At 42.5% G+C, this 24,721-nt stretch carries 18 protein-coding genes and 2 pseudogenes; 13 read left to right on the top strand and 7 right to left on the bottom strand.

What is annotated here, in order from left to right:
- Window positions 1–214 precede the first annotated feature (214 nt).
- The 9 genes from NST31_RS06090 to NST31_RS06050 all read left to right on the top strand — a co-directional run bounded on the left by NST31_RS06090 (window position 215) and on the right by NST31_RS06050 (window position 10,852).
- Window positions 215–1,369 carry an ROK family protein gene (locus NST31_RS06090; protein WP_236016996.1) on the top strand — a complete coding sequence of 385 codons (1,155 nt, stop codon included), beginning with the start codon at window positions 215–217 and terminating at the stop codon, window positions 1,367–1,369.
- A gap of 173 nt (window positions 1,370–1,542) precedes the next feature.
- Complete coding sequence (locus NST31_RS06085; protein WP_077113099.1) at window positions 1,543–2,142, top strand: chromate transporter; 600 nt, start codon at window positions 1,543–1,545, stop codon at window positions 2,140–2,142.
- Window positions 2,143–2,673 carry a chromate transporter gene (locus tag NST31_RS06080; RefSeq protein WP_077113100.1) on the top strand — a complete coding sequence of 177 codons (531 nt, stop codon included), beginning with the start codon at window positions 2,143–2,145 and terminating at the stop codon, window positions 2,671–2,673.
- 79 nt (window positions 2,674–2,752) lie between these two features.
- Window positions 2,753–4,798, top strand: coding sequence for a transporter substrate-binding domain-containing protein (locus NST31_RS06075; protein WP_077113101.1), 2,046 nt, complete (start codon window positions 2,753–2,755; stop codon window positions 4,796–4,798).
- The gene (locus NST31_RS06070) at window positions 4,779–6,158 is read left to right on the top strand and encodes a sigma-54 dependent transcriptional regulator (protein WP_339164564.1); all 1,380 of its coding nucleotides are present in this window, start codon (window positions 4,779–4,781) and stop codon (window positions 6,156–6,158) included. Before NST31_RS06075 ends, NST31_RS06070 begins: the two co-directional genes overlap by 20 nt.
- Before the next feature lie 129 nt (window positions 6,159–6,287).
- The gene (locus NST31_RS06065) at window positions 6,288–7,283 is read left to right on the top strand and encodes a TAXI family TRAP transporter solute-binding subunit (protein ID WP_339164563.1); all 996 of its coding nucleotides are present in this window, start codon (window positions 6,288–6,290) and stop codon (window positions 7,281–7,283) included.
- A 68-nt stretch (window positions 7,284–7,351) separates the two neighbouring features.
- Window positions 7,352–7,777, top strand: a complete 426-nt coding sequence (locus tag NST31_RS06060; protein ID WP_339164561.1) for a DUF1850 domain-containing protein — start codon at window positions 7,352–7,354, stop codon at window positions 7,775–7,777.
- Between the two features lie 4 nt (window positions 7,778–7,781).
- The gene (locus tag NST31_RS06055) at window positions 7,782–9,746 is read left to right on the top strand and encodes a TRAP transporter permease (protein WP_339164559.1); all 1,965 of its coding nucleotides are present in this window, start codon (window positions 7,782–7,784) and stop codon (window positions 9,744–9,746) included.
- An 836-nt stretch (window positions 9,747–10,582) separates the two neighbouring features.
- Entirely contained in the window at window positions 10,583–10,852 is a 270-nt protein-coding gene (locus tag NST31_RS06050; RefSeq protein ID WP_339164557.1) for a hypothetical protein, read from the top strand.
- 291 nt (window positions 10,853–11,143) lie between these two features.
- Here NST31_RS06050 and NST31_RS06045 read toward each other — a convergent pair.
- Window positions 11,144–12,372, bottom strand: a protein-coding gene (locus tag NST31_RS06045) for an IS3 family transposase (RefSeq protein WP_212951973.1) whose coding sequence is annotated in 2 segments (ribosomal slippage) — window positions 11,144–12,084 and window positions 12,084–12,372 — 1,230 coding nt in all. Because the reading frame shifts where the segments join, the coding sequence is not laid out codon by codon here.
- A gap of 79 nt (window positions 12,373–12,451) precedes the next feature.
- Here NST31_RS06045 and NST31_RS06040 point away from each other — a divergent pair.
- Window positions 12,452–13,255: pseudogene (locus NST31_RS06040) on the top strand (type I restriction-modification enzyme R subunit C-terminal domain-containing protein); the annotation flags it as partial.
- Window positions 13,256–13,572: 317 nt separating this feature from the next.
- Here NST31_RS06040 and NST31_RS06035 read toward each other — a convergent pair.
- Complete coding sequence (locus NST31_RS06035) at window positions 13,573–13,728, bottom strand: hypothetical protein (RefSeq protein ID WP_339164555.1); 156 nt, start codon at window positions 13,726–13,728, stop codon at window positions 13,573–13,575.
- Window positions 13,725–14,825 (bottom strand): tetratricopeptide repeat protein, encoded by a 1,101-nt coding sequence (locus tag NST31_RS06030; protein ID WP_339164553.1) that lies wholly within the window; start codon window positions 14,823–14,825, stop codon window positions 13,725–13,727. The genes NST31_RS06035 and NST31_RS06030 overlap by 4 nt, the downstream gene beginning before the upstream one ends.
- A 514-nt stretch (window positions 14,826–15,339) precedes the next feature.
- Between NST31_RS06030 and NST31_RS06025 the strand changes: the two genes are divergently transcribed.
- The 3 genes and pseudogenes from NST31_RS06025 to NST31_RS06015 form a co-directional block, all read left to right on the top strand.
- Window positions 15,340–16,350, top strand: a complete 1,011-nt coding sequence (locus NST31_RS06025; RefSeq protein ID WP_339164552.1) for a TAXI family TRAP transporter solute-binding subunit — start codon at window positions 15,340–15,342, stop codon at window positions 16,348–16,350.
- Between the two features lie 238 nt (window positions 16,351–16,588).
- Window positions 16,589–18,550 carry a TRAP transporter permease gene (locus NST31_RS06020; protein ID WP_339164550.1) on the top strand — a complete coding sequence of 654 codons (1,962 nt, stop codon included), beginning with the start codon at window positions 16,589–16,591 and terminating at the stop codon, window positions 18,548–18,550.
- A 22-nt stretch (window positions 18,551–18,572) separates the two neighbouring features.
- A pseudogene (locus NST31_RS06015) lies at window positions 18,573–18,772 on the top strand (IS3 family transposase); the annotation flags it as partial.
- Between the two features lie 237 nt (window positions 18,773–19,009).
- Here the strand turns inward: NST31_RS06015 and NST31_RS06010 are convergent.
- The 4 genes from NST31_RS06010 to rraA all read right to left on the bottom strand — a co-directional run bounded on the left by NST31_RS06010 (window position 19,010) and on the right by rraA (window position 24,340).
- Window positions 19,010–20,329, bottom strand: coding sequence for an SLC13 family permease (locus tag NST31_RS06010; RefSeq protein WP_339164549.1), 1,320 nt, complete (start codon window positions 20,327–20,329; stop codon window positions 19,010–19,012).
- Window positions 20,330–20,362: 33 nt separating this feature from the next.
- Complete coding sequence (hisD, locus tag NST31_RS06005; RefSeq protein ID WP_339164547.1) at window positions 20,363–21,649, bottom strand: histidinol dehydrogenase; 1,287 nt, start codon at window positions 21,647–21,649, stop codon at window positions 20,363–20,365.
- Between the two features lie 1,059 nt (window positions 21,650–22,708).
- Window positions 22,709–23,695, bottom strand: a complete 987-nt coding sequence (locus NST31_RS06000) for a LacI family DNA-binding transcriptional regulator (protein WP_339164546.1) — start codon at window positions 23,693–23,695, stop codon at window positions 22,709–22,711.
- A gap of 162 nt (window positions 23,696–23,857) precedes the next feature.
- Entirely contained in the window at window positions 23,858–24,340 is a 483-nt protein-coding gene (rraA, locus tag NST31_RS05995) for a ribonuclease E activity regulator RraA (RefSeq protein ID WP_339164545.1), read from the bottom strand.
- Window positions 24,341–24,721 lie beyond the last annotated feature (381 nt).

The raw sequence follows: 24,721 nt of genomic DNA, 5'->3' as shown, positions 1-24,721 counted from the left end.
ATCAATCAGACTTTTGCCGGCAGCCTCTTTATGGGCTTCGCCCATTTTGCCCGTCCAGCATGTTGCTCCAAGATTTGTCTTCCAAAGGAGCCTGATCTAACCATAAAGCCTTGAATTATGTGTTGCGGTTCTATACATTTAATAATGAAGGAAATGCCGATCGCGCATGCTTTTTTCCGAAAAGGAATAAAGTGCTTTGGAGGACCTGCCCGTGATGAAAACATTTTTGGAAAACGATTCAAGAAAAAATGAATTATATAAGCAAGTATATAGGCACATTCATAAAAGAAATTTGGTTTCAAAGGCCGATTTGATTAATCTCGTGCAAACAAAACCGACAACCATGACAAGAATTCTTGATGAACTGCTGGAAAACGGCTTGATCAAAGAGGGAGGACTGGGCCCATCAAGCGGGGGCAGGCCTCCGATTTTATATAAGATAAATGAATCTGCGGCTTGGCTGATCGGTGTTGATATATCCAGAACGGAAACGAGAATAGTTTTAACGGACCTTACATTTGCAATCATGAAAAGTCATATGATCCCAATGACAAAAGCTCATACGCCAGATGTTGTGTTTGCTGAAATTCATGAAGTGATTCATAAATGGCTTCATCAGTATAAAATCTCTTTTGCGCAATTACTTGGGATTGGGGTCGGGGCGGTTGGCCCGATTTTACGCTCTGAAGGAACGTTGTTACATCCGGAATCTTTCCTGGCAAAAGGGTGGGAAAGGGTAAGCATTCCCGAACAGCTTTCCCGTTTTCCGGTCCGCATCATCGTTGATAACGGAGCCAACAGCGGAGCAGCTTCCGAGTTTTTTGTTCATCGGGAAATGTATCGGCGAATTTTGTATTGCATTATGGGATTTGGAATTAGATGCGGCTTTTTATATGAGGGAAGTCCTTTTTATACCGGCAAAGGAGATGCCAGCGCCCTCGGCCACATCATCGTAAAGGCAGACGGAAAAATATGTATTTGCGGCAAGCAAGGCTGTTTGACGGCTTATTCCTCCTATCCAGCCATGCTGGATGAATACAAGAGAGCAACCGGCCTGGAAATAGATATTGGCCAATTGGTGAAACTGGTGAAGGCGGGGGACCGAACGGCCTTATTTATCGCCAAAAAGAGCGCTTATTATCTTGGGGTCGGGTTGGCAAATATGATGAATGCGTTAGGACCCGATCTTATCGTTCTCCACGGTATGCTTGTTTATGAGACGGACTTTTTCTTTGAAGAGACCGTAACCAGTGCCCGTGCCCACACGTTTATGCCGGAAACTGTTTCCACTTTATTTAAAAAAGGTTCGCTCAAAGAAGAAGCAATCGCTTTGGGAGCCGCAATCCAAGTATATGAATCATATTTTTAATCAACTAAGTGGATTTTGAACGAAAAGCCGACGATCCTGCGGGGATTGCTTGAGCGGAAGCCCCCGTAGAAGCGATGAGGAGGCTAAAACGGATCTGCAAAAAACGCTCGCCCGCAGTATCTGTTATGCGTCAGAAATGAAATTAATTCAACTTAGAAAGGGGGCGGCAGTATATGAAGGAGAATCGGACTGGAACCCTTCTCCAAATATGTTGGACATTTATGAAAATCAGCCCTGTTACGTTTGGGGGCGGGTTTGCGATGATGCCGCTCATGCAAAAAGAAATCGTTGACAAACGAAAATGGATGAGTGAAGAAGAAATTGTTGATGCCTTTGCGCTTGGACAATCGGCACCGGGGTCGGTAGGGGTTAATTCTTCAGCTTTTATCGGATACCGGATCGCCGGTTTAAAAGGAGCGCTGGCCGCGACAGTCGGAATGATGACGCCGACATTTTTCATTGTCATTGTGTTAAGTTTGCTCTTTTTAACGGTGCGGGATCACGATTTCGTCGAAGCGGCCTTTCGAGGAATTCGCCCCGCCGTTGTAGCGCTTATCGTATATGCGGCTATTACTGCTGCAAAATCTTCCATTTTGGATAAAAGTACTTTCGGTTTAGTGGTGATTGCGCTGTTCTTATTAATTGTCTTCCATGCCCATCCGATTGTTTTAATTTTTGCCGGAATGATCTCCGGTGTTGCGATCCATCGCGTAAAAAGGAAGAGAAAAAACGTGTCCGCATGCAAGTCACAATCGGAAGGGAAGGCTGATTAGATGCTGTTGGATCTGTTTTTGACCTTTTTGTTAATCGGCTTTGTATCTTTTGGGGGCGGATATGCGATCATACCGATGATTCAGCTTGAAGTGGAGCGCCATGGCTGGATGACTTCCCAAGAACTGATCGATGTTATCGCGGTGGCGGGCATGTCCCCAGGACCAATCGCCACAAATACAGCGGTTTTCATTGGATTTCATGTGGCGGGGTTTTGGGGCGGAGCAACGGCGGCCCTTGCCATGACACTGCCTTCCGTTTTGATCGTTCTTTTGCTTGCTTCTTTTTTTTACAAAATCAACGAGGCTCCTGTTGTTCAATCCGCTTTTTACGGCATGCGCCCGATCATCACGGCACTGATCATCTTTGCCGCTTTTTCATTTGCCCAATCAAACGGGCTGCTCGCTTTTACAAAAGATTCTTTGATTGGAGGTCTGCTCTTTTTACTTTGCTTACTTGCTTTGCTGAAATACAAATGGCATCCGATGTTGGTCATCGTGGTCGCCGGAGGGCTGGGCATTCTTCTTTACTAAATGGCATAACAAAGTTGCGCCTCTTTCGTTGCTGGGCTAATCTAGTATCACCAGGCCAGGCAACAATCAAGGGAGGTGCATGTTTCTGTTTAAAAAGACTGCTCTGTTACTCGCAATCTTTTATCTGTTCTTTTTTGTTACAGCATTAGCAGACACTGATCAGGAAGTAAACGGCGGTAAAGAGACGGTGCCTGACATTCGGGAACAACACGTTCTGTTAGTAGGATTCGATCCGAATTTTCCCCCATACCAGTTTGAAAAAGATGGCGAATACACCGGATTCAATATCGATTTTATGAATAAAGTGGCCAAGCACAGCGGTTTTCGTGTGAAATATATCCCGATGAATGTTGAAAAGAGCATTGAAGCGTTGCAAAAACAGGAAATAGACATCATACTCGGGGTTCCCTTTACGGGGGATTTAAGTGAGCGTGTGGAATTTTCCGAACGGTACATCGTGTCTGCAGCGGGTGTGCTTGTCCCAAAGAACAGCCCGGTACAAAGTGTAACCGATTTGCAAGAACAGCGGATTGCGATTCAATATCGGACGCCGGAATATGATTTTTTACGAAATATCCGGGATATCCATTACCATTCGGCCCATCAGCCTAAAACAGCTATCAACATTTTGTTTAAAGAGCGTGCTGACGCTTTTGTTGGAAACTATATTACTGCGAAATATTTTTTGGAAGAAAATGGATTGGAAGACAAATATCAGTTGATCAACACCCATTTGCTCCCCCTCGAATACTCTTTTGCCGTTCAAAAGGGAAACTACTCGTTGCTGCACCAACTAAACCTTGGAATCCGGCAAATCAAACTGACGGAAAGTTATTCCGATATCTATCATAAATGGTTCGAGAATTTTGAATCGCCGCTAAGTGAAAAATTGAAGAAAATAAGGGAATTTCTCATATTTATTGTCATTTTCGCTATTGTAGTATTTTTAGTCGTTTATAAGTGGAACCGCGAACTGGAGAAAGAAGTGGCTTTAAAGACGCATGATTTGCAAATGATGAATGAATCTTTAAAGCGGCAAATTCAAAAAACCAAAAACAGTGACCAACTAAAAGAACAGATTCTGGAGTCAAGCGCGCGGGGGGTTATCACTTTTTCCCTGTACGGATACATTACATCCATTAATAGAATGGCCATGAATATGCTCGGTGTAGAACAGAAGCCGACCGGCAGGCGCATGAATGAATTTTCTTTCCTGTCCAAGATGCTGAAAGGGCGAAAACACGCTGTGCTTGGTTCTGGTAAAAATATTATGGGAGAGGAATTAAAAACCACATCGCCAAGCGGGGCACCCGCCATTATCCGATATGACATCCATCCTCTCTATGATATTGACCAAAGCATTTCAGGAGTATTGCTCATGTTTGAAGACGTTACAGTTGAAAAACAATTAAAGGACCAATTACAAGAGGAGGAAAAAAGCCGGGCACTCATTCAATTAGTAGCCGGAATTGCCCATGAGATTCGAAACCCGCTCACTTCTATCAAGACATTTGTCCAACTCATTCCAAAAAAAATGGAAAATGCGCGGTTCAGAAATGAAATAGCAACGCTTGTCCCAAAGGAAATTGATCGGCTCAATCAACTAATTGAAGGGTTAATCCATTACGCCAAGCCGGTTTCCAAGGAGAAAAAACGGTTTGATATCGGGCCATTATTGAAAAACGTCATTCGATTGTTTAAACAGAATATGGAAAATAAAAATATCAAAATCGAATATGACATTGTGCCGAATCTTTGGATTGAGGCCGATGAAAGCCAGGTGAAGCAAGTATTGATCAACCTTTTTTTAAATGCCATTGAATCAATGGAACATGTGCGGCGAGAAAAAACATTATATGTAAACGCTTTATGTTTGGGAGATGAAGCCGTCATCACTATTAGAGACAAAGGGGAAGGCATGACGGCTGAACAGGCAAAGAAGATTTTTGAGCCCTTCTATACTTCCAAAGAACATGGCACCGGATTGGGCCTTTCACTTTCCAAACAATTTGTCATTGAGAATAACGGGAGTCTCGCTTTGGAGAGCAAGCTCGGGGAAGGGAGCACTTTTATTTTAAAATTCCCAAAAAAGGAGAGCAGGCATCATGAAATTGTTAATCATTGATGATGAAGCAGCCATTTGCTCATCCCTCCAATTTGCATTGGAAGATGATTTTGATGTACAAGCTACGACTGATCCATTAGAAGGATTACAATTGATCAAGCAGGAAGAAGTGGATCTCTGTTTACTCGATTTAAAGTTGGGGCATACAGATGGATTACAAGTATTGGAAGATATAAAGAATATCCAGCCTGAAACGATTGTCATTATGATGACAGCCTACGGTTCCATTTCGTCTTCTGTTGAAGCCATTAAAAAAGGGGCATATTCGTATCTTACCAAACCTCTTCATATGGAAGAATTGTTTTCCGTTCTTAAGCAGGCGGCAGAATTTTTACAGTTAAATAAAAGGGTTGAACAATTAAGCCAGGAGCTGGAAAAAAGATATGCTTTTGAAGGAATGATCGGAACATGTCCCAGTATGAAAAAACTGTTTGAACTGATTGATAAGGTAAAAGATATTGATTCTACTATTTTGGTAACTGGCGAGAGCGGGACGGGAAAAGAGTTAGTTGTCAGAGCCATTCACTTTTCGGGTAAAAGGAAAAAAGAGCATTTCGAGGTTGTCAATTGCTCCGCCATTCCCGAACAATTACTGGAAAGTGAGTTGTTTGGCCATGAGAAAGGCGCATTTACAGGGGCTTTGTATAAAAGAGAAGGAAAATTTCAGTTGGCGCAAAAAGGAACTATTTTTTTGGATGAAATAGGGGATATGCCACTTTCCTTGCAGGCCAAACTGCTTCGTGTCATCCAGCAGAGGGAAGTTACTCCATTGGGCGCGGACAAGGCGATAAAACTTGATGTGCGGATTATTGCCGCGACCAATAAAGATTTAAAAAAAGCGGTTGAAGAAGGAACATTTAGAGAAGATCTATACTACCGTTTGAATGTGATGGAAATCCGTATGCCGCCTCTTCGGGAAAGGCGGCAAGATGTGCCGCTTTTACTGAATCATTTTATTGCAAAGTTTAACAAAGAAATGAACAAACAGGTAGAAGGCTTTTCCGAACAGGCATTAAAGTGGCTGATCAACTATCATTTTCCGGGAAATATTAGAGAATTGGCGAATATCGTCGAATCGGCCATGATTGTCGTACAAGGAAAAACGATTCAGTTACATGATTTGCCAAACCGCTTCATCGATGAAACAAAAGCTGGCGGCGCTCTTCGACAACATGTCGATACGGCAATCGACACCCTCGTTGGCTTGCCGTTAAAAGAAATTGAAGAAAAAGTAATTCTCGCTACACTGAAAAGGAATGAAAACCACAGAAAAAAAACAGCAAAAATGCTGGGAATTAGCGAGAGAGGTTTGCGGGAAAAATTAAGATGTTACAAAGAAAGCGGCAAAACATTCCGGTAAGCGGAAAAATTTGCCGCTTTTTAACGCTCTTTTTTATGTAAGCGCTATATATAACAAGAGAATTGAAGATGGCATGTTTTTTGCAATTTTGACAATGAGCGAACAAACAATAGAAAGAGGGTCAAAAAAATGAAAAAAATATCGGCTTTATGTTTTGTTTTCATTCTGTTTTTGGCTGCCTGCGGGGGTGGTGAGAAGACTTCCGGAGGAAAAGATAATGGAAAAGACGGAGAGGCTTCATTTGAAGATTTATTTGTGACGATTGCGACCGGAGGTACTTCTGGAGTGTATTACCCGTTGGGAGGAGCACTTGCCACGCTTTTGCAGGAACAGTTGGGAGCGGATGCCTCTGTACAGGCGACACAGGCATCAGTAGAAAATGTCAACCTTGTTTTAAGCGGAAGGGCGGAACTTGCTTTTATTACGGGAGATACTGGATTCCAGGCATATGAAGGAACAGGCGCTTTTGAAGGCGAAGACCCGAAGAAAGATTTAAGGTCGCTTGCGGCATTTTATCCAAATTATCTGCACATTATTACGACAGCAGACTCCGGTATTGAGTCTTTTAGCGACTTAAAAGGAAAAAAAGTGGCGGTGGGAGCACCAAATTCAGGAACAGAGTTGGCTGCCCGCGTCTTATTTGAAGGGCATGGGTTGAGCTATGATGACATTACACCAGACTACTTATCTTTTGCGGAATCGGTAGAACAAATGAAAAATGGCATTGTTCATGCCGCGGTGCTCAGCAGCGGCATTCCCAACTCAGCCATCATGGACTTGGAAACATCTCATGGCGTAAAAATCATTCCGATAGAAGATGATGCCATGGAATATTTGACGAAAGAGTACTCATACTTGGGTAAAACTGTTATCCCGGCCGGAGCATACAGCAATAAAGAGGACGTTCCAGCTATTTCCATTACCAATGCCATGATTGTCAGTAAAGATTTAACAGAGGAAGAAGTCTATCATATGACGAAAGCGATTTTTGAAAATCTCGATGTGTTAAAAGATGCCCATAGCGCGGCAGAAGACATTGATATCCAACATGCGACAGAAGGTTTGGGCATTCCGCTTCATCCTGGTGCGGAAAAGTATTTTAAAGAGGAAGGCGTATTAAAATAGAAAGCATTCATTGGCGGCCCCTCTTTCGAAAAAATGTACTTTTGTTCAGCGCAATAGCTGTCTGCCTTATGCTTATCAATTTATTATTTGGAATGAAGAAGCCGCTCCAACTCGTGATCTGTGACAAGGACACAGCTGCGGAATGTGTAAGAGAAACAGTTTACCCCGGAGATGAAATTGTTATCCATTGGCGGCATTCTGTTGAAAAAACAATCTGGGAAGAAAAGTTGTTAATTGAAAAAAACAAGACTTTTACATTAATCGAAACGAAGTTTCAATCTTTTGGGGCCGGCGTACCGAATGAAAAGGAAGGAAGCGTGAAAGTGGAAGATGGATTTGTCATTATGGGGGATTTGCATGAAACGAAACCCGCATACTACTGGATCCATTCACAAATTGCCGAGCTGACCGTTTTGCTAAACGGAAAAAAGCTCCTGCTTCCTGAAGCAATTCCCCATCATCATAAAGTGGAAATGACAATAGAAAAGGGGTGAGGTAATGGAGAAAGCAGTAAATCAAGACGAGCATACTCCAGATGGACATTTGAAAATTTTAGAAAAATACGATACGGAATCTCGGTTCAGGGTATTTAAAAATAAAAAAATAACGCTCATTATCACTCTGATTGCCGTCGGTTTTTCCTTATATCATTTATATACTTCGGTATTGGGAGCTCCTCCAACATTAAAACATCGTTCGGTACATGTTGCGTTCGTATTGGCGCTCATCTTTTTGCTTTATCCCGCCCGCAAAAAAGGGAGCCGCAGCAAACTTGTTTGGTATGATGTGATTTTGGCGCTTTTATCGGTGGCGACAAGCGTTTATCTTTTTGCGGATTATTTAGGGATCATTCAGCGGGGAGGGATACCGAACAATACCGATATTGTATTTGGTGTACTACTTGTGGTGCTCGTACTGGAAGCGGCAAGAAGGGTAACAGGATGGGCACTGCCGGTTTTGGCCGTTCTCTTTTTCTTGTATGCGTTATATGGGAGAAATTTTTCAGGCATATTCAGGCATCGCGGTTATGAGTGGGACATGGTCGTCAACCAGCTTTATGTGACAACAGAGGGAATATTTGGAACCGCTATCGGTGTGTCCGCCACTTATATTTTTCTGTTCATTTTATTTGGTGCCGTGCTCGGCAGATCGGGAATGGGACAATTTTTCAATGATTTTGCCCTGGCGGTTGCGGGCCACACAAAAGGCGGACCCGCGAAAGTAGCTGTTTTGGCGAGCGGCATGCTCGGCAGTATTAACGGCTCGGCCATCGCAAATGTAGTGACGACCGGGGCTTTTACGATTCCGCTGATGAAGCGAATCGGTTACAAGAATAACTTCGCCGGTGCTGTAGAAGCGACCGCCTCCGTTGGAGGGCAAATTTTGCCGCCGATCATGGGAGCCGCAGCCTTTATTATGGCAGAAGTATTGAGTATTCCGTATTCTACCGTTGCCCTTGCAGCCATTTTGCCGGCCGCTTTATATTATTTGGGCATCATTACACAAATTCACCTTCGCGCCTCCAAAGAAGGATTGGAGGGAATCAAGCGTTCAGAGTTGCCGACAATATCAGAAGTGATGAAAGAAAGAGGACATTTGTTTTTGCCGCTCGTATTTTTAATCTATATGCTCTTTTTCAGCGGAAAGACAATCATATTCGCCGCCTTTTGGACGATTATCATCACTGTCCTTGTTGCCCAATTAAGAAAAACCACCAGAATGTCTTTTAAAGATATTGTGGGCGCTTTGGAAGATGGGGCACGATCCGCGTTGTCGGTAGCGATTGCGTGTGCCGCCGTGGGCATTATTGTCGGAGTCGCAACATTAACCGGCTTTGGCTTAAAGCTCGCAAATGGGATCGTTGCGATCGGTGGAGAAAGCTTAATGTTGACTCTTATCTTCACGATGATCGCCTGTATCATTTTGGGAATGGGACTGCCCAGTATCCCCACATACATCATTACTGCGACTATGGCCGCTCCCGCCCTTGTAAAATTGGGCGTTGAACCATTCGTCGCTCATATGTTTGTCTTTTACTTCGGATTGTTTGCAAACCTGACCCCTCCAGTGGCGCTCGCCGCTTTTGCTGCGGCAGGTATTTCAGGGGGAAGTCCGATGCGAACCGGCTTTGTGTCGATGAAACTGGCCATCGCCGGGTTTATCGTACCGTATATTTTTGTTTACAACAATGCATTGCTCATGATAGATACAACCTTTTTCGAAGGAGCGGTCGTAACACTCACTTCCATCACGGGTGTCATCATGCTCGGAATCTCTGTGGAACGCCACTATTTCGTTCCGCTCAGTTGGCCGCTTAGGATCGTTATGTTCCTGGGCTCCATCATGCTGATTACGCCAAACATGCTTCAAGACTTGGCCGGCTTAGTGATCTTAATCATTATAACGATCCTTCAATGGATGAAAATGAAAAAGAATCATCACGAACTTACGGCTGCATCCTAACTGGGATGTGGCTAGCCCTTCAGCTTGCAAAGGAAGTGGATGGCAAGCCGTGAGCGAATCTGAACATGACGAGGCATTACTTGGATCGGCGAGTGAATTGGAAAAGTGGACATTCGTGTCAGAAGTCGCGAGTGAGACTAAAAAATGGACAGTGACTTCTAGAAGTCAGCTGGTAAGTCGGAGAAGTGTATAGTGATTTCCAGAAGCCGCAAGCGATTCTTAAAAATGGATAGTAACTTTCAGAAGTCGCAAGTAAGCCAGAAAAGAGGATAGTGACTTATAGAAGTCGCAAGTGAGTCTTAAAAATGGATGGTGACTTCTAGAATTGAAAAGTAACTTCCAGAAGTTGCTAGTAAATCGGAGAAGTGGCTAGTGACTTCTAGAAGTGGCGCGTGAGTAGTAAAAGAGGATAGTAACTTCCAGAAGTGGCTAGTAACCGAAAAAGTGAATAGTAAATCGAAAAAGTCGCTGGTTAACCCCAAAAAAGACGAGTAAATCCCAAAGGGTGTAACGATTTGCTGTCATTAAGCTTTTGAGGGTTTATCGACTATTTGAAGAGGCTGAAACAAAAGTGTTTATAGCCAAAGAAAAATCCGAACGATGATGCAAAATTCTTTCGTTAGAATTCGAATTCGTTCGGATTTCTTTTTTTCCCCGCATGTAAGGTGCCATATATACGACTTCAAGGCACAAAGGGTCTAAGTGGGGGAAAACGGTACCTACATGCCCGATTCGTTCAACTAACATTTAGTAGGAGATGGAAAAAAACGCCTACTGAATGAAGTTTCACTTTATGGGTCTGCGGATTCCAGTAAAAAATATTTTTAGAGGAATACATGCAACATCGTAATGAACTTGTAAACGAAGTAATTGGGGATATCTTAACGCTAGATCATGAAAACTTCCGTGTAAGACAACATCTGCAATATGTGGAAAAATTTAAGAATCGGGATAATTGGCAGGTGCTTTCTGTTCTGGATACAAACGAAATCAAAGACCATATTTCTCCAATCATCGCTCCTTTTGATGATGATGAATTTGCTAAACGCTTTCGGATTAACCCCCGTATTTTGGACATGGTTACTCTTAATCTATCTTTTTCTTAAAATAGCTCTCTATTTCTTGATTTTGGATTCTGTGCTTCTTGTCCGCCACCATTGACCTTGCTTTTGTCCGTGTAGCGGTATCCATGCAGGTTAGCGAAAATAAAAGCCTAGAGGCTCGCCTGCAACAGATGGTAACACGGACAAGTCGATTCTAAGTATTCGTTGGCGGGGCCCCGACCCCTTCCACCGCCTACTAAGAATCGGGCGCTGCGGTAAATGGCAAGCAGCTGCGCTGTGGCTCCTTTCGTAGCCTGACTAGGATTCCTATCGGCCCTGACTCCCTCAAATCGATCACACGCGAACCTCTTTGATTTCCAATTTATGATGCTTATTTTGTTCGTAAAACTCCTGAGGTGATAGGTCCAAAATACTTGAATGCATCCGTCTTTCGTTGTAGAAGACCATAAAATCCGTGACAGCTTCATAGGCTTGCGCATAGGTTTCAAACTGCCACCTTGAGAGGCAATCATCTTCAAAAATTCGATGAAAAGATTCAATATGGGCATTCATATTCGGCGTTCTTGGCGGAATTCTTTCATGTTCCATATGGTATTTTTCGCAAAATTCCTCAAAAGTATGGGAAACAAACTGTGGCCCATTGTCTGTTCGGATCACTGGTTTGATCGCTGCGTTGAATTGTTGGCGTCTTAACAATGCTTGTTGAAGTGCCTGGACGGCATCTTTAGCTGTACAGCTTAATCCGTTATGATAGGCGACAATTCCACGGTCATATACATCGATAATGGACATGACGAAGAAAAACCGGTCTTCCCCTTCGATGTAGCCGTATTTGATATCCGCTTCCCATAGTTGGTTTGAGTCTGTTATCGTACGGTTTCGTGCCAGTTTCCTAGGGTGTTGGGTCTTCTTTTTGCGTTGTGGACGCAGGATACCCAGCTCTTTGCACAACCGGTAGACTTTCTTCTTGTTGATGACAAGGCTATATTCGCGGCGAAGCCTCTTAGTCAGTTTGCGGTAGCCATAGTTGAAGCCATCGCCTGCAATTTCCTCCAGAAGGAATTCTTTGATTTGTTCGTCTGATACTTTTCGTCCGTCTTCTGTGAAGGAATAACCTGGTGCTGGACGTCCCTCACTCACTTTTTTCTCTTCCACACGGTAGTTCTTTTGGTAATAATAGGTGGAACGAGCGATCCCTATGACCTTTAGCACCTTAGAAATAGAATAGCCTTTTTGAATCCAGTGGTCGGCTACTTCAATTTTTTCAGCAAGTGAGGGTTTTTCTTTTTTATAATGTCGCGTAAAATCGCGATTTCAAGGTCTTTTTCACCAAGCAATGTTTTAAGCTTTTCATTTTCCTTGGATACTTCTTTCGGGTCAAAATCTGGTAAAACAGCGACATCAACATCACCATATTTTCCGTCTTTATATTCCCGCACCCAACGGCATACCATGTTGGAATTCAGTTCATAACGGCGGGCAACAAGGCTGTTATTGCCTGTCTCCTGGGCCTCTTTGATGACTTGTAATTTAAACTCCTTGGAGTGTTTGTTTCGTGTCATGTTGTTAGCCTCCTTGGTACATTAAGCAGTATATTATTTTTTACCCTTATTGTCCAAGTTCATTTAGGGGCTAATTAGCTTTGATTTAGTGATGTACACGATAGAATTAGCCAAACTGCAAGCGAATAATGCAACAAAGCCAATTCGTAGTGTTGTGCAAACAGCAGAAGCATTATCCAAGTTAGGTACGATTCCGCAAGTACTAGAGCAAAAATACGTCATTGACAAAGTGCTAACCGAAGAATTTTGGGATAGTGCGGATATATTTGAATTAGATTCCGTACGAGAAGCATTAAGAGATTTAATTAAGTTTATTCAAAAGGAAACACAAAAGATTTATTATACGAATTTTCAAGATCAGGTTATAGAAGTAAAAGAGAATGGCCCGATGTTCCATGTGAATGACTTACAAAGTTATAAGAAAAAAGTTCATCATTATTTAAAAGATCATAAAGATCAAATGGCCATTTATAAACTGAATCATAATAAGCCATTAACCAAACAAGATGTGGAAACATTGGAAGAAATACTGTGGCAGGAACTTGATACGAAGGAAGACTATGAAAGGGATTTTGGTGAAACCCCAATTACCAAACTTGTCCGGCAGATTGTTGGGCTAGATCCGCAAGCAGCTAATGCCGCTTTCTCGGGATTCCTATCTGAAAATCGTTTAAATATGAACCAAGCTCGGTTCGTAAAACTTATTGTCGATTACGTTGTGAAAAACGGCACGCTTGATAAGAAGGTACTCCAACAAGAATCATTCAGAACGGTTGGCAGTATCGTGAGTTTGTTTAAAGATAATATGGATGATGCCAGGAAAATTCTTGAAGTTATTGATGAAATGAATCGAAATGCGGAAGAGATTAATAGTGGGGCTTAGATAATGATTCATTAGATCTGCCTCAAGGGGGCTGCTGTCTAAAAAATTTAAAATTGAAAAACCAAGAATGCTCTTTTACGGCATTCATTGGTTTTCTTTAATTTTCCCCCATACCTTACTGAAGGAGAATAAAAGGAGTTGACATTTAATCGCACCCGTACACTCTTGGCATTGTTGAAAATTCGTGTTTCACTCTGTTGGAGTTAGGAAATTCCTAAAGTATAAAAAAATTGAAGACATGTTGTGCTGAGTGAGATTCCACCTCACTTAACACAACATTAGAACAAGCTACACGGATTTTTTGTTTTAACGCTTTTTCATGATTTGACTTGTAGCATAGTAGGAGAGGCAACTACACCTTTTTCTGCAGTTTTAACGGGTTTGTTTGTATCATTTGTCTCTTTCGCCAAAGCAGGAACGGCTAGCAATAAAACTGACATTGTTAACAGACTGAACAAAGTAATTTTTTTCATAGTAATTCCTCCGATATTTTGATAATTTTGTCTTTAGCCAAATGAGCGTATTCAAAATAATACGCGGCTTTTTCAAAATCAGCCTTACTTTTATAATATTCCGCGATTTCAAGTGAAAGATCGGCTGTTTCTGTCCAAAGTTCCATGTCATCGAGGACATGCAGATTTTTTCTCACTTCTTGGTCATTTTGTTTTGCATATAAAGCGTATACCAGTTTTAACTTGGCCAGATATTCTTGTTCTCCTTCATCCGTGGCTCTTTTGAGCGCTTTTTCGTACCATGACTGGGCAGCATCATAATCTCCCAGTTGAAACAGAAGTTTGCTTATCATATAAGTAGAGCGGACGGCGACAAATGATTCTACATGTTCAGGAATGCTTAAAGCTTGTTTAAAACAGTTCGCAGCTTCTCTGAACATTTTTTGCCGTTCAAAGCAGATGCCAAGATTAAAAAGCGTCAAACTTTCGGTGTATCGGAAACCGTTTTCTTTCGCGATAGCATGTGCCTTCTCATATTGTTTTTGAGCTTGTTTGTGTAGCAACATATCGAGTTTATTTAAACCTAACAGCATTTCACAGTTAATCATGTTTTCTTTATAGATGTCGTGCGCTTTGAATATGTCGTATGCGATTTTAGTGTGTGTGATTGAAAAAAAATGTTGATCGATTCGATAGTATGCAATCGCGAGCCGATAGTGGAATTCAGCTTTCTCAATGTCATCAGGTACTTTTTCCAGCTGTTTTTCAGCCATTTTATAGTTGATGATCGCGTTGATGTAGCGTTTTTTGTAAAATTCATACATGCCGGAGAAAAAATAATAATAATAGTGAATCAGGTTATCGGTGCTTTCTTCTAAAGCTTTCGCTTTCACCTTGTCTAGTAACTTTCCGGATTCTTTATATTCCTCTGTCATAAGTTTATAGCGCGAGTCAATCAAGTTGAAGTAGAGTAACACATTTTGATTTTCTTCCATGCCTGGCAACATGTTTTTAATCTCTTCTTGCATGGCGACGGCTTTGGAAACGTTGCGCTGTTTGATAACTTCGTACCAGTCGCTTATGGCTTGTCCCACTTCTTCAAAAGCTATCGTGCTCAACTTTGTTCAATCCCCTCCTTTCTTTTTGGTTTTAAATGAATTATTAGTATTTTCATTTAATATTATATCTAACATTCGGCAAATTGCAAGGAATTTTTTGAAAAAACAATAAAAATTTAGCTTATGCATGGTTATATCAAACCTATTAAACCGAGGATCTGCCTCGTTTAACACGTTATGTGTTAGCATTTCTTCCTTATGATCTTCTTTTCAACATGCCTCGTATAACGGGCATTATTGCTATGAATGTTGTGATTCAATAACTTGATAATCGAGTAAAAGGCAGGCTATAAAAGTGGAGATCAAAGTTCGAAATATGAACCTTGTTGTTGTAAAAAAATTTGATTTTTTCTCATTTGGATATAAATATTCAGAATTTTTATTGTTCCATAAATTTTCTTTTGTTATACTAACACTATATCCACATGATCTAAAGAAATAAATCGCAATTATATTGAATAACATTTTATGAGTACGCTTTTATGAAAACGCTATCAAAAAAGGGGGAATAAAGATGCATAGGAAAAGAAGGTTGGGTTTCCTGGTGCTGATGATGGTGGTTATGTTGACTCTGGCCGCATGCGGGGGAGCCGGAGAGAAGAAAAAAGTGGCGATAGGACCTCCAGCCAGTGAGACAAACACTGCTTCGAAGTTGATTTTAGACGCGTATGGGATTGAAGAAGGGCATTTTGAAGAATTTCAGGAAGGATTTGGTGACGCGGCAGAAGGGGTACAGGATGGGAATATTGATGTGTCCGTTGGCATTCTTGGGTTGCCTGCCGGAAGCATCGAGAGCCTCCAAGCATCTGTAGGGGATGTGAAAATGCTTGAGCTTTCAGATGAAGCCATTCAATACATTGAAGAAAACAGCGGTTATAAAAGGTATACGATACCGAAGGATACGTATGATTTCCTTGATTCGGATATAGAAACAGTGACAGCTTACGCTATATTAATGGGAAATACGAATACGATTGACGAGGAACTTGGTTATGAGCTGGCCAAAACGATGATTGAAAAAGCGAGTGAAAATACACACGCCCAAGCGGTACACATGACGCTTGAAAATGCGTTAAAAGGCGCCGAAGGGATGCCGATCCATCCCGGTGCGAAAAAGTATTATGAAGAGCAGGGAATAACAGTGGATAATCCAGTAGCGGAATTGAAGGCTGACAAGGGAGATAGAAAACAAGAATTGATTTTGGGGACGGGAAGCCAAGGTGGCACCTATTACCCGCTCGGTGGAGAAATGGCCAATATTTGGAATAAGTATTTGGACGGCATTAATATTACAAATACTGAAACTGGCGCATCCATTGAGAATCTGTCCAGCATTCGCGATGGCAATATGGATCTGGGCATGACTGTGCATGTACCAGCTCTTGCGGCTGTAAAGGGAGAAGGGGACTTTGAAGGTGCCGAAGTGGGAAATGCGGCATTTATCGGCCATATTTATCCTGAAGTCATTCAAATTGTGACTCGTGAAAAAACGGGAATTAACAGTTTGGAAGATTTAAAACAATAATCGTCATTGAAAAAATAAGTGAAAAATAGAATTGTCGTAAAGGAAATGCAGAAACTTCACCAATTAACAAGAACGCAAAAAGCTTTTTTCAGTTGTGTGCATGACAGGCGTATTACATCAATACGCTGAGAAAAGAAGTTTTTTAACGTTAAAACACACTATTTAATGAAGGAAAGAGATGATTTGAAGTGGTCATCTCTTTCTTGCCTATTACTTCTAAAGGTGGTGGCTTGTGCGCATGAACGAAAATCTCAATAAAAATGCCCAGGAAATCCTGGAGAGATATGATAGAGAAAGTCAATTTAGACAAAGAATAGGGAGGTGGAAATGGGTAGTCACATTTTTAGGTGTTTATTTGACGGTCTTTCACTTATATACGGGCTACTTTGGCACACTCCCTTCTCAAAAGCAAGGAGCTGTCCATCTGGGAACAGCCTTGGGAATCATTTTTTTGTTATATCCGGCCAAAAAAGGTATGCACCGGTTACAAAAAAATGTGCCATGGTATGATGTTGTGTTGGCTTTTACGGCCATGTATGTTACCTACCATAAAATCATTTTTTTCGACGCCCTCTTAAAAAGCCGTGTGACAGGGTACAGCACAATCGACATTATTATTTCCGCCATCGGCATTTTACTCGTATTGGAGGCAACCCGCAGAACAGTCGGCGTACCGATTGTTGTAGTGGCGAGCATTACGATTTTGTATGCCATTTTTGGCAAGCACATTCCAACTACGATATTATCCCATCCGGGTTTTTCGGTTGACAGGATTGCACCCAACATCTGGTATCAGGAAAGTGGTGTTTTCGGAACCCCGATTCAAATTTCAGCAAAATTTATATTCCTATTTTTATTTTTCGGGGTCATGTTGATTCATACGAAAATTGGTCAGTTTTTTAATGATTTGGCTTTTTCTTTGACAGGACGATTTACGGGAGGGACGGCAAAAACAGCGGTGGTAGCAAGTGCCTTGCAAGGAATGGTCTCCGGAAGTTCTGTCGGAAATACGGTTGCCTCAGGATCTTTTACGATTCCCATGATGAAAAAGTCCGGATTCAAGCCGGAGTTTGCCGGCGCGGCAGAAGCCTCTGCTTCAACAGGAGGACAAATCATGCCGCCCATTATGGGGGCTGCCGCTTTTATTATGATGGAATATTTGGGTGTTCCTTACTCGACCATCATGCTGGCAGCGATCATTCCAGCAACATTGTATTTTACCGGAATCTTCATCGGCACCCACTTCGAAGCAAAAAAGCTGGGTATTTTTGGAATGAAAAAGTCTCAGCTTCCTGTATTTAAGGATTTAATGCTTCGCAACGGCTATATGTTGCTTCCGATCATTCTCATGATCGGCACCATTCTTTCAGGATTTACGCCGCAGCGTGCCGCGATGTTGGGGATCGGCGCCGTTTTCGTCATCAGTTTTTTTCAAAAAGGCACAAGGCTTTCTTTCCGGAAAATCATTCATGTTTTGGAGCAGGGGGCAAGGGTAGCCCTCCCGGTCATTGCCGCGGTTGCTACCGCGGGGATTATTGCGGGAGTCGTCAGTATTACGGGACTAGGCGCCAAATTTGCAGCAGGGATCATCGCCTTATCCGGAGGACACTTGATTTTGGCACTTTTTTTTACAATGATTGCTTGTATCGTCCTTGGGATGGGCCTTCCGACGACGGCCAACTATGTCGTGACAGCAACGGTAGCGGCCCCGGCGCTTATTAATGAATTTGGACTCGCACCTATTGCCGTCCACCTGTTTGTGTTTTACTTTGGTATTGTCGCTGATATTACGCCGCCGGTTTGTTTGGCTGCTTATGCCGGAGCGGGGATTGCCCGGGCCAATCCATTTAAAACCGGAGTAACGGCCGTAAAACTGTCTATCGCGGCATTTATCGTTCCGTATATTTTTATTTATAATCCCATATTTGTGTTGGTGGACGTTACACCACTAAAGCTCATCATTGCTTTAATGGGCGCTATCGTCGGCATGATTGCCGTCAGCAGCGCCGTTATCGGCCACTTTTATCGCAATTCCCTTCCTTGGGAGCGCATGGTCCTGTTTGCCGGCGGCATCATGATGATTTTCCCCGAAACCATTTCGGATTTGGTTGGCGCCGCGCTGATCATCGGAATATGGTTTATACAAAAACAACGAAAGGATGTTGAGAGGGGAAGCGCGAATGAGAGGGCTTCCGTATAGCGTTCGCCATGGTCTGCAAAGGCGTAAAGCAGCCTGCGCAGACAACGCCTCCATGGAGAATTTGTTTGGCATTTTAAAGCAAGAAATGTATTATGGGGAAAAACTAGTAAGCTATGAGGAGAATAGAAGACTATATCTACGGGTATAACAATGAACGATCCAAAAAAAACTGGACTAAGTCAGGTCCAATACCGAACTCAATCCAGCCGATCAGCTGCATAATTTAAGGGTGATCCCAATGTAAATACCTTGATTTTACGCGGTTTTTCACATTTTGCAAGGAATTTCAATTTGTTTTCTACTTACGTCCCAGCTTCAACTTATAGATGACCAAGAGTTTATTCAAGTATGATTGTAAATCCTTCACTCTACCAATCTATTTTTACTTTAAATACCAATGTCAAGAAGGTTTTCAGCCGCAGAGCAAATGGTATTTCACTTTACAAATCTATATTACTTCTAAATACCAACGCCAAGGGAAAAGAGAATGACTGCGAGAATGACGGTGATGATGGGAACGGCCACTGTCATAGCTCCAAACGCGGGGTATGCGTCTTTATGAGTTTCCCCTGATATCGCCCTTATTGTCGTCACGGCATATCCGCCATGCGGAAGAGAATCGAGAGTGCCCGATGACATGGCGACCGTCCGGTGCAGCGCTTCTGGATTGACACCCATATCTAAATAAAAAGGTCCTAAGATGGGCAAAGCAATCGATTGTCCGCCAGATGACGAACCTGTTAGTCCCGCGATTACCATGACTGCCAAGGCCCCTCCAATCAATGGATCTCCGGGAATACTTGTCATGAAATCAACTGCGGATTCAAAAGCAGGGGTTATTTTGGCAACTCCCCCAAAACCTACAACAGCAGCCGTATTTCCGATGGCAATGAGAGCGCCTATCGTACCTTCGCCCACCGCAGCCGAAAAGTTTCTAAAATACTTTCTATTTAATATCCATGTTGAAAGAATACCGCTAAGCAACGCTAGTATAAGTGCCGACTGGGCTAATGTATCATGAAAAATGAAAGAAACGATCAAAACAAATAATAAAGGAATCAAACTGATAAGTGGATGCGGCAAATCGTTTCTGATTTCGGTATGATCGGTGGCCCTCTCCATAAAATGTTCACCGTTCCTAACGGCTTTTCTGATCATTTTCATCAGCCACCAATAGCCGAAAATAAGCATAAACATCGCGGTGATGAAACTTACTTCCCATCCGGCATATGGGCTTGTACCCAGGTAGGGGATTGGAATCCAATTTTGAATTTCGGGTGAACCCGCAGATGTCATTGTAAACGTCGTGGAACCAAAGGCCATTGCGGCAGGAATAAATCTCCTGGGCAAATTGGCCTCCTTGAATAAGCTAACTGCCATAGGATAGACTGCAAAGGCTACCACAAACAAGCTGACTCCGCCATATGTCAGTACGGCACAGGCAAGGATGATGGCGAGCACAGCCTTTTTCATACCGATTTTTTCGACAATCCAGCGGGAAACACTATCTGCTGCCCCGCTGTCTTCCATTACCTTTCCGAAAATGGCCCCTGCCAAAAACATCAGATACCATGATGATATAAATCCGGCGAAACCATCCATATATCCAGTGATAAAGTCCGTCTGGTCTTCAGAAGCAAACGGGGGAAAGAGAGGGATTCCATTCAACACTGCTACGAAAAATGCCGAAAGGGGAGCAACGATCAGAAGATTCATCCCTCTCATCACAAGAACGGTTAATAAAATCAGTCCGCCAATCAATCCGAACATATTGATCATAAAAGGCACCTACTTTTTTTAAAAAAACATATATTATTTCCCTTTGTTTCCATATTTCCGAACGCGCAGTAAAGCCTGCTCCGCGTGACCGGAAAAATTCTCCAGTTGGCATAGCCTCGCCGCATATTCTCCAATAAAGGCACTTTGTTCTTTGGAGGTGATTTTTTGATAAGTAACCGTTTTAAGGAACTTTCCTACCCAAAGTCCGCCTGTATATCTGGCCGCTCTTTTTGTCGGCAACGTGTGGTTTGTTCCGATTACTTTATCTCCATAAGCTACATTTGTCTCAGGACCCAAGAACAAGCAACCGTAATTTGTCATATTCTCCAAAAAGAAATCTGGATTTTTTGTAAGGACTTCCACATGCTCAAATGCTAATTTATCAGCTTCTACTAAAGTTTCTTGTTCATTTTTCACCAGAATAATTTGTCCATAATCCTCCCATGACGCTTTGGCCACATCGGCAGTAGGCAATATTTCCAACTGTCTCTTGATTTCCTCGAGGGTTTGTTCGGCAACTTTTCTGGATGTGGTAATTAACGCTCCTGGTGAAGTTGGTCCGTGTTCACCTTGCCCAAGAAGATCCGTTGCGATCATTTCCGGATCACTTGTTTCATCGGCAATCACCAATGTTTCCGTGGGACCTGCAAACAAGTCAATACCTACACGGCCGAAGAGTTGCCGCTTGGCTTCCGCGACGAAGGCGTTACCAGGGCCCACAATCATATCCACCGGTTCAATGCTCTCGGTTCCGATAGCCATTCCAGCCATTGCTTGGATACCGCCAAGAATATAAATTTCATCCGCCCCTGCTTTATGCATGGCATAGACCGTCGCGGCCGGAATTTGTCCATTAATAGGAGGGGTACAGGCAATAACTCTTTTGACTCCGGCTACTTTTGCGGTTAGCACACTCATATGAGCGGAGGCTACCATTGGGTAACGCCCGCCAGGAATATAACATCCTACACTGTTTACCGGGATGTTTTTATGCCCGAGAATAACATTTGGCATTATTTCCACTTCGATATCTTGCATCGATTTTCTCTGTTCTTCTGCAAATCTTCTTATATTACTTTGGGCAAATTCAATATCTTTGACCGTTTGTTGAGGAATGGAAGATACGATTTCATTGATTTGATCATAACTTAACCGAAAGCTGTTCGGGTTCCAATGATCAAATTTAAGTGACAATTCCCTGATTGCCCGATCCCCTTCTACTTCGATTCTCTTAATGGTAGAGCTTACAATTTGAGAAATTTTCTCATCGTCTTGTTGAATTGCTTCTGCTACTTTCCCTTTCTTTAAAAAAGTTGCCATTTTTTTCTCTCCCTTTTGATGCATACGTATGCAAAGTGGGGCAATAGAGGGTTGCATACGTATGCAATTCAAAATATATGTTTAAAATACTATATTAACCGTTTTCACTTGTCAACATGTTTTTATGAAAGCGATAAGAAGCCCCGCGTAAGGGGGAGTGTCCCGCGCATGGAGAAAAATACCCGCGTATAAGGGAGAATACCCGCGGATAGAGGAAAATACCCGCGTATAGGGGAGAATACCCGCGGATAGAGGAAAATACCCGCGTATGGAGAAAAATACCCGCTTATAGAAGAAAATACCCGCGTATAGAAGAAAATACCCGCGCATGCAGGAGAATACCCGCGTATAGAAGAAAGTACCCGCGCATAGAGGAGAATACCCGCGTATAGAGAAAAATACCCGCGTATAGGGGAGAATACCCGCGCATGGAGGAAAATACCCGCGTATAGAGAAAAATACCCGCGTATAGAAGAAAATACCCGCGCATAGAGGAGAATACCCGCGTATAGAAGAAAATACCCGCGTATGGAGAAGAATACCCGCGTATAGAGGAGAATACCCGCGTATAGAAGAAAGTACCCGCGCATAGGGGAGAATACCCGCGGATAGAGGAAAATACCCGCGCATAGAAGAAAATACCCGCGTATAGGGGAGAATACCCGCGCATAGGGGAGAATACCCGCGCATGGAGGAAAATACCCGCGGATAGGGGAGAATACCCGCGCATGGAGAAGAATACCCGCGTATAGAAGAAAATACCCGCGCATAAGGGAGAATACCCGCGCATGGAGGAAAATACCCGCGTATAGAGAAAAATACCCGCGCATAGAGGAGAATACCCGCGTATAGAAGAAAATACCCGCGCATGCAGGAGAATACCCGCGCATAAAGCAAAATCCGCGCATAAGCGGAAAGTTCTTGACATGCGGCGTTTCGTTTTTCCAATATGTGACTCTATTAAGTTACGATTTTCTCATTTGCAGATTGATCTTTTCTGCTTCCTAAGAAGGCCTCTTTTCATGTTGTGTGAGATGGCCTTCTTTGAGAACAGGGTTTTTAAACGGTTGTGTTCCGGTGAATAAAGTGTCCCTTCACTTTGATTGTTTGCGGATCTTTTCTTTGTTTAGTGGACATTAAGATATTGATTGTCTCATCAACCATTTCATGAACTGGCTGGTTCCATGTGGATAAAGCGTAGTTAGGCCAAGAAGACATTCTAATGTCATCGAATCCAATAACTGCCGTCTCTTTGGGGATGCGAATATTTTTTTCTTTAAGCGCGTCCAGGGCACCGAGGGCGGTTATATCATTAGCGCCGAAAATGACCTCCGGTTTGTGCCCGTCTTCTAAGAGCTGTTTTGTCACATGGAATGCCCTTTCATATGTATAATCTCCCTCTATTATTTTTACATCTATTCCTTTTTCTTTTAAATATTCTGTGAACCCTTTTTGCCTGTCTCTATTGGTAGATGTATTGATTTTTCCAGTAATATATACGATGTCTGTGAACCCTTTTTTATAGACATAAGCCGCAATTTCTCTTGCCGCATATATATTATCACAGCTAACCGAGTTGCATAATAAACTCTTTTCATACCGATTGAACAATATGACAGGGATATCATTTTTCCTGAGCTGTTCGACCAGCTTCGAAGACAAGAGGGCATCTGTCACAATGATTGCTTCCACATTGTATTCCAGGAAATGATGGATTTCATCTTGCTGGATTTCTTCATTTTCCGTATAAACGAATAATACAAAATATCCTTTTTCTCTAAGCTTTTTTGAAAAAATTCCTAATACCTCATGGTAGAATGGGTTTTGAATATCTTTCATGGCCAGGCCGATGATATTCGTCTTTTTGGTAATCAGGCTTCTAGCTAAGGCATTCGGATGATAATTCAGTATTTCTGCGGCTTCGAGCACTTTTTTTCTTGTTTTTTCCGATACACTGGCTCCTGGGGTAAAAACCCGGGATACCGTTGATTGCGATACATTGGCTAATTTAGCAACTTCAGTGGCTGAAACTACTTTCTTTACCATTTAAAATACTCCTTAAACTGTTCCAATGAATTTTTAATGTGTCATGATAAATCGGTTTTAAATGGACATCTCTCGCTAACATAAAATCTCAATTCAATTAAATGATGACACTTCGGCTAAAAGCTTTGCCGGGAGTCCGTTTGTCACCTATATGCGCTTATTTTACCCAAGCTCCCGATCGGAAACAATGACGCCATCTTCATCGGCATACACGTAATCTCCGGGTTTCCATGTAACTCCTCCAAACTCCAAAATACCTCCGCGTTCTCCTTTTCCCTCTTTTTTACTTTTCAAAGGGTTTGTTCCAATGGCCAATATGCCGACAGTGATATTGGCTAGATCCGCCGAATCTCTGACACAGCCGTTGATAATCACTCCAGCAAGTCCTCTGGCTGCTGCGATGCCTGCCAAACGATCTCCCATTAAAGCGCAGTTCCTGGAACCTTCTCCATCAACCACCACAACCGAATGTTCAGGGACATTTTCCAGTGCTTGTAAAAAAAGGACGTTGTCTTCATGTACTTTTACGGTCTCCACTTTTCCGAAAAAGCGAGCTTTTTTCCCGTATGAGTGAAAGTCTATTTTGCATACTTGCACATGCTCGGCATGATGGTCGCATAGATCAGCCGTTTTGAAATTTGTCATGGAATCTCTCCTTCTACATCATTTCAGCTTTGTCGTATACCTTTAGTATACAAAGTTTTGGAAAATTTGTCGCAGTTCCTTCTTATTTTGTCCTCCCTTTAATAAGCCAATGACAGCAGCAATGAGCGTTATCATCATCAAAAAAGGGGTCTTTTTAACCCTTTTTTAAGGAGCGGACAAATAATTCACCATTTGGAGGTGGATGAATCAACTATTTTTGTTACAGTGCCATCAGCTAAGCTCATCAAAGAAAAGTGTGAAGCGACTGCCTGTAAAGGCCCGATTGATCCGCCGGCGACAGACAAGTAATGTTGCCAGAAACATTCCCGCGTTTTCAAGGATACGCGCTCACAAAGGCGAAACGATGTTTGTTCCAAGCCA

It is taken from the genome of Siminovitchia sp. FSL W7-1587 (genome assembly GCF_037963795.1).
In the GTDB taxonomy this organism is placed as follows: Bacteria; Bacillota; Bacilli; order Bacillales; family Bacillaceae_C; genus Siminovitchia; species Siminovitchia thermophila.
This window is presented reverse-complemented; position numbering and strand designations above follow the sequence as displayed.